The following is a 13,456-nucleotide window of genomic DNA, read 5'->3' as shown; positions in this document are numbered from 1 at the left end:
TCGATCGACAAGGACAGCTCACCGCCGCGAGGTCACGGGTGCAGCCCTTGGGCCTCCGCCACCGCGCGGAAGCCCGTCACCAGACCGTGGGCGACCTGTCGCACATAGGGGACGAACTGGCGCGCGTCCGCGTGATCGGCGAGGGCGAAGCCGAACGGCTTGGCGTAGCCGTACGGCTCCAGGTAGGAGACGCGGTCGCGGAACACCTGGCGTGCGAAGTCGGACGCGCTCATGTAGTCCCACCGGCGTTGGTGCCGTGTGTAGTCGCTGATGCCCCAGGGCGCGGTCTCGGCGATCGCGCGCCGCTCGCCGCGGGACCGGCCGCCGAGCAGGACCACGTCGTCCCAGACGGCGCGCAGGGTGAACTCGTCGTACGCGCCGTGCCACCAGCGGCCTCCTCCCGTGGTGTCCACCGGGAACGGCGGGGGAGTGACCGACGGCGGCGCGGCGGTCATGAACGACCAGTCGAACACCGCCCTCCACCCCTCGACCGACTCGTGGACGTTCTTCTCGGTGATGGCGGCGATGCCGGGTCGGCCTGAGGTGTCGAGCAGCCGGGCGACATGGTCGACGGTCGCCGCGACCTCCCGCACGGCGGCGTCGAGGGCCTGCTTGTTGATCTCTCTGGAGATCACTCCGGCCCACCACGACCGGAAGTCCGCCGCTTCGACGCGGGCCTCCGCCGATGCCTCGGCGGACGCTTTCCGAGACCCTTCGGCGGCCCCTTCGGCGGACTCTTCGACGGACTCTTCGATAGACGCTTTCAGGGACGCTTCGATGGACGCCTCCACCGCACGGCGCGCGGCGCGATCCCACTCCTGGCGCGTCACCCCGCGGCGGGCCGAGGAGACGACCAGCAGCCTCACCACCTCACGCGCGTTCAGCGGACGGCCGGAGCCTGCCGGGCCCCGTCCGTGCTCCGGCTGCGGCGGTTCGTGGTCCGGCTGTGCCGGTTCGGGGTCGGGACGCCTGTCATGCAGGAAGACGCGCAGTGTCCCATTCTCGATCTCACAGCCCCACACGGCCATGTCGGCCGCGGCGGCGTTCGCCGCCCGCGTCCACTCCCACGCGTCGACCTTCGCCTGTGTTCTCCGCCGCGCGGCTTCGTAGCGCTCCTGGTTCCGCCGCGCCTCCTCGCGCCGCCGGGTCTCGACCTCGGCCAGGCGCCGCTCGATCTCGGCGGAGCACCACCGGTAGTCGTCGGCCGCCGCCCGGATCCGGCGTACGTAACGCTCCTCGGCCTCCCGCGCCTTTGCGGCGACGCCGTGCCGTACGAGGGGAAGCCGGGCGGCGGGCCTCCACCGCCGCACGCGACGCCGGGCCTCGTGGAGCTCGTCGCCGGCGGCTCTGATCTCGTCGAGGTAGGAGCCGGCCGCCGCGCTCCACCGCCGGGCCTCCTCATCGGACGCGGGCACGGAATGGACCGCCGTCGACGTGAAGTAGCCGATATGCCAGCTGGCCAGCTCCATCTCCCGCTGGGCGTGCACCGGGAACCGGGGCTCCAGGCTCACCCAGAACACCGCCCCGTCGCCCTCGCCGGGAACCGGTCCGGTCCACCTGCAGTCGGTGACGCGGAACACACGGGGCTCAGCCGCCTCGTCCCGCTCCCGGGCTGCTTCCACAGGCGTCCTCCGCTCAATCGCCGCGCGCGCCGATCCTCATGGACGTGCCTCGGGATTCACCGTAAACGCGCGATGACGTCCGGCGGCCGTAAATGGAGGACTCCGCGTGGCAGGCCGGGTCGGGAGAGCTCAGCGGGATGCCCCGCGCCGGGCTTGACCTCGCCCGGCAAGTCGTCGCGCGTGCGGATGTCACCGAGCGACGGCTTGTCGGTGCGCTCTGTTATCCATGGAGCTACGTCCGAGGCATGATCCGTCTGCCCTGAGCCGAGGGTCTCACCTGCTCATCCGGCCGGGGGACGCACACCCCGGACGTAGTAGAGCATGATCGGCAGTTCGCCTTCATCCTCGACGTGGAATCCGGCGTCCGGGATCAGATCGCCCAGCAGCTCCCGCGGGCTGCGCTGCATGGCGGGGCCCGACAGCATGCCGATCAAGTGGGCGAGCAGATGGTTCGCCGGCGGGCGGAACTCGGCGAGAAGCAGGCGTCCGCCGGGCCGCAGCACACGGAACATCTCCCGTAGAGCGGCGCCGCGTTCGGCGGACGGCACGTGGTGGACGGCCAGGCTCGTGACCACCACGTCGAAGGACGCGTCGGGCAGGTCGAGCGCCTGGCCTTCACCCACCATGTACGAGCAGTTGCCCGGAGCCCGGCGGCGGGCATAGTCGATCATCGGCACGGACGGATCGACGCCGGTCACCTGGCCTGCCGCGCCGACGACGGGAGCGAGGATCTGGCTCAGGTAGCCGGTGCCGCAGCCGACGTCGAGAACCCTGTCGCCTGGGCGGGCTCCCGACATCGCGGCGAGCCGGGTGAATATCTCCCTCCGCCGTCCCAAGAGGGCGATGTCCACGAAGACGTCGTAGGCGCGGGGGTGACCGATCGTCCCGCCCGCATCCGGGTCCTGAGTGTGAGCGTGCAGCAGCTTGCCCATTCCCATCACGTTGCTCCTTTTCGAACGACATGTTCGTTAATGAATGGTCCGTTCGGCGCCGTGACCGGGTCAACAATCATTTGGGGCTTGCTGTGCGGTACTGAACACAGAGCGGGCGAATGCCCGGAAACGGGGGTTGGGCTGCCATCTCCGGCTGGGGCTCAAGCTCCGGGATGAATCGGTCCGGCTGATCGAAGCACCGGCTTTTGAGGCGCGCCGGCTCCCACCTCCGCGACACCTCGCCAGCCGGCCGGTCAGGCGAGGGGTCAGCCGACCGGTTGGGCGGTGCCGTTCCACACCGGCGGTGTGTACCCGGCCGGTTTGTCGCCGATGCCCAGCCCTGGATTCACGATCCAGGACTGGTACTCCGGGGTGAACATCGAGTACGGCATCGCCGGCCGTGCAGCGCTGCTCTCGTCGAGCCGCCGGCGCGCCTCCGGAGGAATCTCGAAGTCGAGCGCGGCGAGGTTGCTGTCCAGTTGCCCGGCGCTGCTCGCCCCGATGATCACCGATCCGACGGCGGGCTGGGTGGCCACCCAGTTGATCGCCACCTGGGCCATGGTCCGGCCCAGGTCGGCGGCGACGCGTCCCAGCTCCTCGATCACCCGCCAGTCCCGGTCGGTGATCGGGCGCGGTGTCGCTCCGTCGGTGCCGAACCGGCCCTCGCCGGTCAGGCCGTCCCCGTTCCGCCGGTACTTGCCGGTGAGCAGCCCGCCGGCGATCGGGCTCCACGCGGTGAGCCCCAGCCCCAGCAACTGCGCCATCGGCACGAACTCCGGCTCGATCTCCCGCCCGGCCAGTGAGTACGGCAGCTGTAGATTGATCATGGGAGTCAGCGCGTGCGCCTCGGCGACGCTCTGGGCCCGGGCGGCGTACCAGGCCGGTACGTCGGACAGTCCGGCGTACCGGATCTTTCCGGCGCGCACCAGGTCATCGAAGGTGCGCACGACCTCCTCGACCGGGGTGATCCGGTCCCAGGTGTGCAGCAGGTACAGGTCGAGGTAGTCGGTGCCGAGCCGGCGCAGCGAAGCCTCCACTGCCCTGACCATGTGTTTGCGGCCGTTCCCGCTGGCGTTGGGGTCGGCGGGGTCCGTGGTGTTGGTGAACTTGCTGGTCAGGACGAGCCGGTCACGTGCCCCGGTGGATGCGATCAACCGCCCGAGGATGGTCTCGCTCTCCCCGGCGGTGTAGAAGTCCGCCGTGTCGATGAAGTTGCCCCCCGCCTCCAGGTAGCGCCGGAAGACGGGTTCCGCCTCGGCCTCGCTCTTGCCGTACGCGGCGTGGAAGCCGCTGGTGCCGAAGTTCATCGTGCCGAGCGCCAGCCGGCTCACCCGCAGCCCGGACCTGCCGAGCAGGTAGTAGTCGTTCATCGTCGCGTCTCCCTCGAAGATCTCCATCGGACGGTCGCCACCGGTCCGGAGCCAGAACGGCCCTGGTCGGCAACCATGCCTCCGGCAAAATGGACTCGCAAGTCCAAATTGGACGTAGGGTGAACGGGGCGAGGCGGCAGCGCCCGGCATTGACGTACAGGAAGCCCGAAGAAGCGCGGTGGACGATGAGTCGAACGTTGACGCGGAAGGGCGTCGCGACCCGGCAGCGGATCATCGAGGGGGCGGCGGCGGAGATCCGCGAGCGCGGCGTCGTCGCCACCACCCTCGACGACGTACGCGGCCGGACCGGCACCAGCAAGAGCCAGCTCTTCCACTACTTCCCGGACGGCAAGGACGAGCTGCTCCTGGCGGTCGCCCGGTACGAGGCCGATCGGGTGCTCGACGACCAGCGGCCACAGCTGAGCGAGCTCACCTCCTGGCCGGCGTGGGCGGCTTGGCGTGACCGTGTGGTCGACCGCTACCTCCGCCAGGAGCTGGACTGCCCGCTCAACGACCTCATCTCGTACATCGGCCGCAGCACCCCGGGCGCCCTGGCCGTGCTGACCGAACTGCTGCACACGTGGCAAGGGGAGATCACCGCGGGCATCCGGCACATGCAGCGGATCGGCGAAGTCGATCCGGGCATGGACGCCGAGCAGGCGGGCGCCGCTCTGCTCGCCGGCATCCAGGGCGGTGTCATGGTGATGCGGGCGACGGGGCGCATCGCGCATCTGGAAGCCGCGCTCGACGTGGGCATCGCCGGCCTGCGGGCGAGCCGGCGGCGTGAGCCGTCCCGCCCTACCTGATCGGCGTCGTCGGAGTGAGGATCAGCGCTGATCAAGTCGTTCGGGGATTCCTGTTCAGCAGCGGGAGCGCCGGGAAGGTGTGGGCCTGCCACAGCAGCCGCGAGTTCTCTTCCGGGTAGGCGGCGACCGTCGACGGCGAGTCGAAGAGCCGTGCGAGGCGGTGGCCGGCGTTGTACGGAGGCCAGCCCGGGTCGCCGTGCGCGGCGAACGCCGTCCACGCCCCGCGCATCCGCGCGGACAGCTCCTCCGCCGCCGCGGAGGGCGGATCGCCGATCAGCATGGCGGGCTGTCCGCTGCTCAGGTTGCCGAACACGAGCGGCACGTCCAGGCCGTGGCAGGCGCCGAGGCCACCGCCCACTCCCGGAGCGGGCCAGGTCAGTTCGTAGAGATAGGCCTGGCCGCCCCCGGCGATCTGCGCGTCGGCGAGGTGGAGGCTGGGCATGCGGAACAACCAGTCCCCGTTGACCAGTTCGTACAGCTCCTCGTCGGCCGCGGCCGGGAACGCCTCCCGGTACCGGCGTGCGCCGTCCGGGCCGGGGGCGAGCATGTGCAGAGCGGTCTCGGTCTGCTCGTGCGTGACCTGGCCGAGCACGCCGTCGATCAGGCTGAACAATCGGTGCTCGTCACGAGTGTGCCCGGCGAGAAGCGCGACGTCCCGGGCGGCGCCGCCGGCCAGCGCCTGCCAAGGGGTCGCCGGCAGGACGTCACCGTCGACAACCGGAGCGAACGGGATCGGCCGGTGGGTGATCTGTCCCCACCGTTCCCGCCATCGGATCATCTTGGCGCAGATCGCGTCGCCCGCGGAGGGCAGCCGGGCCGGGTCCACCGCCGACAGGCCCGGCACCGTGGGCCGTACCCCCAGCTCGGCGGCGAAGGCGGCGGCGATGTCGGCGGCCAGCTCGGGGGAGAAGAACGTCCCCGGCACGCTCTGCGCGACCGCCCGGCGGAAGAGCCCGGCGGCGCGCGGCATGGCGAGCAGCGCGGCGACCGACCCGCCGCCCGCCGACTCGCCGAAGACTGTGACCCGATGCGGGTCGCCGCCGAACATCCGGATGTTGTCCCGCACCCACTCCAGGGCCGCGACCTGGTCGAGCAGGCCCCGGTTGGCAGGGGCTCCGTCGATCTGCGCGAAACCCTCGATGCCGAGACGGTAGTTGAGGGTCACGACCACGACTCCGCTCCCGGCCAGACGCCCGGCGTCGTATTCCGGCCGGCTGGAGTCGCCGATGGCGTAGGCGCCGCCGGGGATCCACACCATCACGGGGAGCCCCGCCGCCGGACCCGGTTCCGGTGTCCAGACGTTGAGCGTCAACCAGTCGTCGCCGGCGGTGTCCTGGGGCGTCCCGAGCACGCCCGACTGCGGGGGCGGCGGGCCATACGTGAGTGCCGGGCGCACACCGTCCCAGCCGCGCACCGGCCGCGGGGCGGCGAAACGGAGGGGGCCGACCGGAGGCTCGGCGAACGGGATGCCGCGGAAGACCGCCAGGCCCGCCTCCCGGCCGCCGCGCAGGACGCCGGCCGCCGTGCGGACTTGCGGCTCGGGCTCGGATGCTCTGCAGGAGGCGGTGACGGCCATTTCGCGGTTTCCTCTCCGTTCCGGCTCGCCGAGCATCCCAGTGCGCGCCGGGCGAAGGCAAAGCATTTAGAGGGCAGCCCACATAAGCCTGAAGCCCACATTGAGTTGATCGTGAACGCTTCCGCGGAGCGGGTTTCGCGAGGTCGGCCACGCTCGCTTGCTGTACGCCCTGCACCAGTATCTTGGCGGCGAACGTTGTGCTCCCGGTCCTGGGTCTAGGCGGAGTCCATCTCGCGCATATCCCGCAGGTGAAACATCGCGGCCAGTTCGTCGGCCATTTCGGCGACGCTCCGGGAGCCATCGACGATCAGGACCGGCAGGTCGAGTTCGAGGGCTTGGCGTCGTACCTCTTCATCCCAGAGTTGGTCGCGGGCCAGTCTCTTGGCCAACGCGTCTGCATGGTCGCTGTTTCCCCAGTTGGCTCGTGCCCGAGCCGGGTCGGCGAATCGAGTACCTAACGCTTGCCGGCGGAATTCGGGTGTCGGCAGGAGAAAGGCGGCCTGCTCACGGTGCTTCAGCAGTGGCGCGACGTCCCTTGGCAGCGTACGGAAGTCGTCGACGAGCACGGGACGGTCCGCGGGCATCGCGAGCAACTCTTCGATGATGAATCCGAATGTCTCGCCGTGCAGGCTGGGCATGGCCTGGAAGATCTCCTCCGCCGTGCGGCCCGTCCATCTGTCTTCCAAGGGCATCCGCAGCAATGCCCACAGATAGGGCTGTCGCTGCGGGGTGCACCGGTGGACGTAGCCGCGTTCAGCGTGGTCGCCGCCATAAAGGATCACGTCATGCCGTTCGGCCAAGGCCCGGGCGATGGTGCTCTTGCCGGCGCCGGTTCCGCCGGCGATCCAGCGGACATGCGCGAGCCGGCGAGCGAGATCAGCGGAGTCGTACCGGTCGATGATGGTCACCCTCGGAGTTTCACAAGTCTGAGGGGCCAGAAACAGTCTTGTTCTTGCCTGCCGTTCCCGTGAAGATCGAAGGAGAGGCGGTTGCCTACCTGCGGCAGGCCCACAGGGACCACATCGCTATGCCGGACTTCGTGTCCGTGGCTCACTCGTCGTAGAGGAAGCTGCGAACCTCCCGCGCGAGATTGGTCATGTCCTCTCCAGGGGAGACGAGGGTGCGAACTGTGACGGACCACAAATCGCCCGGCTGTTCGTTCGGATCGGGAAAGCGGAGGGTCCACAGGAGTTCCACTCTGCGACCTGAGTGGCTGGCTTCCAGCTGAAGATCGACTCTATGAGATGTCCATGTTCGTGTTCCGGCCCACCCTCTGAAGTCGTTCACCAGTTCCTCAAGGAATTCGGCGAGCCCATCTCCCATAATGGTCTCCACGGCTACCTCTGCTTGGAGTCCGCCGGACTCGGCCCTGGCGAGGAAGAACATCAAGGTGTCGTCGTGCGGTCGTTCACGCTCGCCGAGTATCAAGACCACGCCTGAACCTGAAATTCGAACCTCGGGGGTGGGACGTTCGTCGGTCGAGCGCCTGATCATGACTGCCCCAGCGGGAAGTTCCCGTGGCCATCACTTCGTCGTGTCCGCACGAGTTCACAGTGTCGCGTACCCGCGAACAGCTAGCGCCACGCGGTGGCGGAGGTAGACAACTTCTGAGTTGAAGGTGCGGGGTCGAGCCGTCCGGCGATACGGCCATCGCGTAGGTCACGCCGCGCATCAGACGGCTCCTCGGTCACGGGTTCGACAGGACGACCGCCGGGCGCCCGAAAGCCGCTCTGGTCGGGAGAGGGCTAACGTCTCAATCTCGGGCCGAGTACGCGCGTCATCCAGATCGTGTTGCCGCGTTCGGCGTCCTCGGTGATGCGGTCGCTACGGTAGAAATCGAGCTTCTCGAGGACCCGGAACGAGGGTGCGTTCCACTCCCGCACTGTCGCCCAGAGACGTCGACGTCCTGTTCGCGTCGCGGCTTCGACGACCGCACGGGCGGCTTCTGTCGCGTAACCACGGCCGTGAGCTCGTTGTGCCAGCTCGTACGCGATCTCGGGTTCGTCGAAAGACGCCTGGCCGACAGTCAGTCCGCAGTACCCGATGAACTCACCGCTGTCTCGCAGCTCGATCGGCAGCAACCCGAGCCCCGGATGCGCCATCAGCGGATTGGCAAGAAGCCGGTCGCGCATGTCCTCGACCGTCGGGCGTCCCTCGGCGTCGATGCGCCGTACCGCTCGTGGATCCCGCTCAAGCCATAACCCGCGGTACTCCTCGGCATCCGACGGCACCCACCGCCTCAACCGCAGCCGCTCGGTCACCAGCTCCGCCGGTAGATCCTCATAGGTCCCCACCCAGCCAACCTAGTCCGATGCCGGCCAAGGCTGGCTATGCCAAGTGTGTCGCCGAACAGGGCGATGTGGCGAGCCGGCAGATCTTGGAAGCGCCTCAAGGTGAGGCAGCGTCACCATGACGATACGCAGGGGCTCGGTTCATGTAGGGCCTTTCGGCGTGCTCGGGAGGTTCCGCATAACCTCTGACCTGCTAGTCGAGAGACTGAACGGGAGCACGAGGTGCTCATCCTGATCGCGCGCGGGCTGTCCAACAACGAGATCGCCGATTCCGTCCATTGCAGCCCTGCCACGGCCAAGACGCACGTCAGTAGGATCATGACCAAGTTCGGCGCACGGGACCGGATTCAGCTCGTCATCATCGCTTACGAATCAGGGCTGGTACGCCCAGGCCGGCAGGTCGGCTGAGCCGAGCTCTCACCAGTCGACGGGCAGCTCAGGCAGGCCGCGGACCAGATGCCCTGACGTACGTTCAACCGCTCCTCGGCCACAGCCAGGCGCAGGAAGGGGAACCGGCCGAACAGTCCGCCCACGGCCTCCTCCAGCTCGATCGTGGCCAATCGCGCCCAGCAGAGGTGCCCGATCTTCAGGATTGTTCGGAGCCCTTCGTACTGGTGTCGATCCGTAGAGGCCGCCTGTGACGCCGAAAGAATGATCGCGGCAGAGGAGATCGATAGCGCTTGCAGCGCGCTTCCAGCTGACGACGAAGAGCAACATGCAGATTAAAAGCTCGACTTGCTGCCGTTCCGCTCGGTTCAGCGCAGTATCAGCGTGTATGCCTGGTCCGGCCTGAACGGTCTTGGACCGCCTGGAAGCCCGACCCAAACTGCAACTAGCGGCGAGGTCTTGACCGCTCGTGAAGACCTGTGTGATCGTGAGATCCGCGCTGACATCTGCTTTGCGCCGGTGACGTGACTCCTCCACCGACACATTACAGGTTTCAGCGACAAGTGCCGTTCTCTGATAGGCGGTCCTGTCGTGCCTGCGTTCCTTACTGCATTGATTGCTGCCATTCCGTGGCTGACCTGTGCATTCGTATGCTGCCTAGTCCTTACCTACGTTGTGGCTGTCTTAATGGCCCTGCTCCACTCCGATCCACGACGAAGGGCTGACGCTCGGGCGGTCCTGGATCGCCATGCGCTCACCGTGCCTCGGCGGCGTAAATCGTAGCTTTCATGGCGATCGCCAGACTGCCTTGCTTGATCGTCCCGTCGCCGTCGTCCCACCCGTAAGGGGAGTGGGCCATGGCCCTGGCGTGCTCGGTTTGTCCTGGGCGACGGCTTCAGGAAGATCGGGCTCCTACCCCGACTCCGTACGGTCCTCGGTTTATGAGTCGGCTTGATCTTGCCGGTGGAGAGCGCCCCTCACCGCGGCTCAACGTCGGCTCGATCATGTTTCATGACCGGCGTTCCGCGTATGTGCCGGATCTTGTTCTGTATGACGGCCAGGAGAGGTGACCAATTCGCGGTGGGCGTTGACTCAGTAGCGGTGGCCAGGCCAGTGGGGGTCGTCCCAGCGGGCGGGGCCGGCAAGGCCGAGCAGTCGTATCCGGTGGAGCAGCTCTACGGGGGCGTTCCAGGCATGGAGCCGGGCAGGGGCATGACGGCCAACCAAGCCCCTTCGGCGTTCTTGGGGTGGGTCTCATCCCGCAGAAGGCCCGAAAGTGCCACGTGACCTGCGGAAACGCGACCAACATCATCCCGCGTATATCCTGCGACTGGCCACAAGCGGCGGCCCTCGGCGGCGTACGGCTGCACACGCGATCAGAGCGGGATCAAGCGAAAGCCGAGGTCAGAGGCCTACTAGGCTGATGAGGAGAGCGCGCCCTGAGGGATTCGAACCCCCGACCGTCGGATTAGAAGTCCGATGCTCTATCCGGCTGAGCTAAGGGCGCTCAAAACTGCGTCTTGACCTGGGCCGTCCCCGAACCAGAGGGGACGGTATCACAGGCCCCTGCCCGGCGGGCAGCACGGGATTCGCCGCCATGGTCTCACGAAGACATGATAGATCACCAAACCTGCGGTCCCGGGGCGCGGCCGACCGTGGGGCGGGCCTCACGCGGAGACGGAGAGTTTCTCGATGAGGAGGGAGGACAGGGTCTGCCGGTGCAGGCGGCAGGCGGTCGTCTCCGTGCTCGCCAGCGCCTTGTTCTCGAAGAACTTGTTGGACGTGTAGGCCCCGCCGCACAGGTCGAAGAAGAGACACTCCCGCGCGCACGCGCTGATCCCGGCCGCGACCTGCCGGGCGATCCTGGACAGCGCCGGGCTTCCGAGGATGTCCGTCAGCTCCTCCAGGGCGAGGACGTTCCCGATGACGAAGTCGCCGTACTCCACGCTTCGCGCGCCGGCGAACTCGGGGCTGTACGTCGAGATGTCGCCGTTCTTCTGGATCGTGATGATGCTGAGGGGCTCGGTCTCCCACGGCCGCCGCTGGTAGGACCGGTCGCGCAGCTTGCCGGCGATGACACGGGCCAGGTTGTCGAACTCCCGGATGGAGATCCGATCCAGATTGTGCTGCCACAGGTCGTAGACGCGGTCCATGAACCGCCGGTACTCGGACTCGATGGCGCGGTCGCCCTCAGAGCCTGTGAGGGACGACGTCGTGTTGTCGTTCTCGACCTCCTCGACGTTGAACGCGACGCTGGAGAAACCGTTGTCCAGGAAGAAGGCGAAAAGCTCGTCCGGATGCCTGAGGCTTTCACGGGTGAGCACGCAGATGGCGCCGTGCCGGATGCCGTACCGCTTCAGCAGTCCGTGCCCGCGCATGACGAGGTCGTGAGATCCCCTCCCGCCCCAGTTCTTGCGCTGGCGGTCGTGGAGGAACTCGGGGCCGTCGACGCTCAGCCCGACCGAGAAGCGGTGCTCGCTGAGAAATTCGCACCACGCCGGGTCGATCAGCGTTCCGTTGGTCTGCAGCGATCTGGTGACGTGTACGCCCCGCGTGTTGTGGCGGTCGATCGTCTCCATGGCGCGCCGATAGTACGGCAGGCCGGCCATCAGCGGCTCGCCGGCGTGCCACAGGAACTCGACCTGGGGCCCGACCAGATCGCTGCGCAGCACTTTGGAGATGGCGGCCTCGGTGACTTCATCGTTCATCCGGGCGGAGTCGCGCCGGTTGGGGACGTAGCAGTAGCCGCAGTTCAGATTGCATGCCGACGTGGGCTGCAAAATGACCTGCCGGATGGTTCCGAGCATGGATCGTCTTCCTTAATAGATCAGATGACCGGCGTGGATGATCGGCTCCGCGTGACTGCCATGACACTCACGCGGAGCCGTGGCCTGTCGGCCGGCCGCTACTGGCCGGCCACCGTGTACTCGACGGCGACGAGTTGCCCGGCGCTGAGGGCGTTGATGCGCTCCAGCATGAGCGCCGCCTTGTTGAGCCGGGTGACATCCGGTCCGTCGGAGAACCCGTCGGTGAATCCGTCCGCGAACGAGTCGTGGAAAGCGTCGTGGAAAGCGTCGGTGAACGCGTCAGAGAACGCGTCCGAGAAGGAGTCGCCCGTGAGCAACGTGCGGAACCGGATGGATTCCAGCTTGCGGGGGTCGATCGCGTTGAGTGAGTTGAGCAGCTCTTGCCGTCGTGTCGATTGGACCGGCTGAGTCACAATTTCCTCCGAGGTCGTCGATCTGTTGCGTGGAAAGCCCCCCGGCTCCGGGGGATGCCTTCCGGGCAACGGTAATTACGGCCTCAGAGAACGGGCATGAGTAGGGCCGTACTCATTCCTCCGGGAGAATTTCTCCTCGCGGGGCCAGCCCGGCCTTGCGGTAGATCTCGTCGATGACGGCCATGTTGGCGATGGAGTCGGACGGCGGGGTGAGGCTGCCCTCGCCCGTCCGCACGGCCGACTCGAAGGCCCGTAGCTGGTAGGTGTAGGTGGCGTCGCCGGCGACCCGCTCGCGCAGGCTGACGCCGTCGACCGTGTAGGACAGCCGGTGGAAGAGCTGGGGCATCGCGTAGTTGGTGACCCGCATCTCGCCACGAGAGCCGGTCACCCGGGCCGACAGCTTGAGGACCTGCGACGACCACATCGACGCGTGGACGATGCCGCGGGCGCCGGAGGGGAACTCCAGCCCGGCGCTCATCGCGCGGTCGACGCCGGGGGAGTGGAGGAGGGCCCGGGCCGCGCGAACGGCGGGCTCGCCCCCCTCGCCGCCGCCGAGCAGTCGGGCGCAGTGGACGGCGTAGCAGCCGGCGTCCATCAGCGCCCCGCCGGAGAGCGCGAGCGAGTAGCGGATGTCGGAGAACCGGGGGAGCGGGAAGCACATCCAGGTCTCGATCTCCTGGATCTCGCCGAGCTCCCCGACGATCGCCCGCATCCGCTCGGCGAGCGGGTGATAGCGGTAGTGGAACGCTTCCATCACGACATTTCCGGTCTTGCCCGCCACCTCGGCGACCTGCCGGGCCTCCGCCTCGTTCGAGGTGAACGGCTTCTCGCACAGGACGTGCTTGCCGGCCTCCAGGGCGCGGATCGTCCACTCGGCGTGCAGCGCGTTCGGCAGGGGGTTGTAGACGGCGTCGATGGACGGATCCTCCACCAGCGCCTCGTACGACTCGTGGACGACCGGGATGCCGTGCTTGGCGGCGAAGGCGGCGGCGCGCGAACGGTCCCTGGCGGCCACGGCCGCGAGCTCCACGCCGGGCACCAGCCGGGCGGGCTTGACAAGCGCGTTTGGCGTGATGCGGGCCGCCCCGAGCGTTCCGATTCGCATCCGATCATCCTTCGTCCGCCGCATCCATCCCGAGCGTCCGTTCGCTCCAGGCGTATTCCCTGCCTCCTCCCGTATCGCGTCGATACTCGTAGACGTATACTCGCCTACGAGTAGACATCTCGTGAAACAGCCTTGACGAACGCGATG

Annotated in this window: 11 protein-coding genes, 1 tRNA gene and 1 pseudogene; 2 read left to right on the top strand and 11 right to left on the bottom strand. The window is 67.9% G+C overall.

Translation table 11 applies throughout. From position 1 onward, the window contains the following. Positions 1–32: 32 nt before the first annotated feature. From AB0B72_RS16575 to AB0B72_RS16565, 3 genes are all read right to left on the bottom strand, one after another. The gene (locus tag AB0B72_RS16575) at positions 33–1,622 is read right to left on the bottom strand and encodes a hypothetical protein (RefSeq protein WP_367739624.1); all 1,590 of its coding nucleotides are present in this window, start codon (positions 1,620–1,622) and stop codon (positions 33–35) included. 281 nt (positions 1,623–1,903) lie between these two features. Beyond that, positions 1,904–2,560, bottom strand: coding sequence for a class I SAM-dependent methyltransferase (locus AB0B72_RS16570; protein WP_367739623.1), 657 nt, complete (start codon positions 2,558–2,560; stop codon positions 1,904–1,906). Between the two features lie 260 nt (positions 2,561–2,820). Continuing rightward, complete coding sequence (locus tag AB0B72_RS16565) at positions 2,821–3,951, bottom strand: aldo/keto reductase (protein WP_367739622.1); 1,131 nt, start codon at positions 3,949–3,951, stop codon at positions 2,821–2,823. Positions 3,952–4,109: 158 nt separating this feature from the next. Between AB0B72_RS16565 and AB0B72_RS16560 the strand changes: the two genes are divergently transcribed. Next, a complete protein-coding gene (locus tag AB0B72_RS16560; protein WP_367739621.1) occupies positions 4,110–4,730 on the top strand; it encodes a TetR/AcrR family transcriptional regulator in 621 nt (206 codons plus the stop codon). A gap of 31 nt (positions 4,731–4,761) precedes the next feature. Here the strand turns inward: AB0B72_RS16560 and AB0B72_RS16555 are convergent, their stop codons facing one another. The 4 genes from AB0B72_RS16555 to AB0B72_RS16540 form a co-directional block, all read right to left on the bottom strand. After that, entirely contained in the window at positions 4,762–6,306 is a 1,545-nt protein-coding gene (locus tag AB0B72_RS16555) for a carboxylesterase/lipase family protein (protein WP_367739620.1), read from the bottom strand. A 215-nt stretch (positions 6,307–6,521) separates the two neighbouring features. Continuing rightward, the gene (locus AB0B72_RS16550) at positions 6,522–7,214 is read right to left on the bottom strand and encodes a hypothetical protein (RefSeq protein ID WP_367739619.1); all 693 of its coding nucleotides are present in this window, start codon (positions 7,212–7,214) and stop codon (positions 6,522–6,524) included. A 142-nt stretch (positions 7,215–7,356) separates the two neighbouring features. After that, positions 7,357–7,740: a DUF6228 family protein gene (locus tag AB0B72_RS16545; protein ID WP_367739618.1), complete on the bottom strand. Its 384-nt coding sequence runs from the start codon at positions 7,738–7,740 to the stop codon at positions 7,357–7,359. 311 nt (positions 7,741–8,051) lie between these two features. After that, positions 8,052–8,600: a GNAT family N-acetyltransferase gene (locus AB0B72_RS16540; RefSeq protein ID WP_367739617.1), complete on the bottom strand. Its 549-nt coding sequence runs from the start codon at positions 8,598–8,600 to the stop codon at positions 8,052–8,054. Between the two features lie 201 nt (positions 8,601–8,801). Between AB0B72_RS16540 and AB0B72_RS16535 the strand changes: the two are divergent. Continuing rightward, a pseudogene (locus AB0B72_RS16535) lies at positions 8,802–9,005 on the top strand (response regulator transcription factor); the annotation flags it as partial. A gap of 1,412 nt (positions 9,006–10,417) precedes the next feature. On the opposite strand, the gene AB0B72_RS16530 reads toward AB0B72_RS16535, so the two are convergent. From AB0B72_RS16530 to AB0B72_RS16515, 4 genes are all read right to left on the bottom strand, one after another. Beyond that, positions 10,418–10,491: transfer RNA gene (locus AB0B72_RS16530), tRNA-Arg, on the bottom strand. A gap of 160 nt (positions 10,492–10,651) precedes the next feature. After that, complete coding sequence (gene grrM, locus AB0B72_RS16525; RefSeq protein ID WP_367739616.1) at positions 10,652–11,791, bottom strand: cyclophane-forming radical SAM/SPASM peptide maturase GrrM/OscB; 1,140 nt, start codon at positions 11,789–11,791, stop codon at positions 10,652–10,654. 98 nt (positions 11,792–11,889) lie between these two features. Further along, positions 11,890–12,204: a hypothetical protein gene (locus AB0B72_RS16520; protein ID WP_367739615.1), complete on the bottom strand. Its 315-nt coding sequence runs from the start codon at positions 12,202–12,204 to the stop codon at positions 11,890–11,892. 112 nt (positions 12,205–12,316) lie between these two features. Then, on the bottom strand, positions 12,317–13,309 hold the full coding sequence (locus tag AB0B72_RS16515; protein ID WP_367739614.1) for a Gfo/Idh/MocA family protein: 993 nt from the start codon (positions 13,307–13,309) through the stop codon (positions 12,317–12,319). Positions 13,310–13,456 lie beyond the last annotated feature (147 nt).

Origin of the sequence: Microbispora sp. NPDC049125 (assembly GCF_040802045.1) — a bacterium.
Lineage (GTDB): Bacteria > Actinomycetota > Actinomycetes > Streptosporangiales > Streptosporangiaceae > Microbispora.
The sequence above is the reverse complement of the archived record's forward strand: the minus strand, read 5'-3'. Positions and strand labels throughout refer to the sequence as shown.

Coding starts and splice junctions, on each gene's coding strand:
- AB0B72_RS16565 (WP_367739622.1), bottom strand. CDS start 3,951: ATGGAGATCTTCGAGGGAGACGCGACGATGAACGACTACTACCTGCTC.
- grrM (WP_367739616.1), bottom strand. CDS start 11,791: ATGCTCGGAACCATCCGGCAGGTCATTTTGCAGCCCACGTCGGCATGC.
- AB0B72_RS16515 (WP_367739614.1), bottom strand. CDS start 13,309: ATGCGAATCGGAACGCTCGGGGCGGCCCGCATCACGCCAAACGCGCTT.
- AB0B72_RS16560 (WP_367739621.1), top strand. CDS start 4,110: ATGAGTCGAACGTTGACGCGGAAGGGCGTCGCGACCCGGCAGCGGATC.
- AB0B72_RS16555 (WP_367739620.1), bottom strand. CDS start 6,306: ATGGCCGTCACCGCCTCCTGCAGAGCATCCGAGCCCGAGCCGCAAGTC.
- AB0B72_RS16570 (WP_367739623.1), bottom strand. CDS start 2,560: ATGGGAATGGGCAAGCTGCTGCACGCTCACACTCAGGACCCGGATGCG.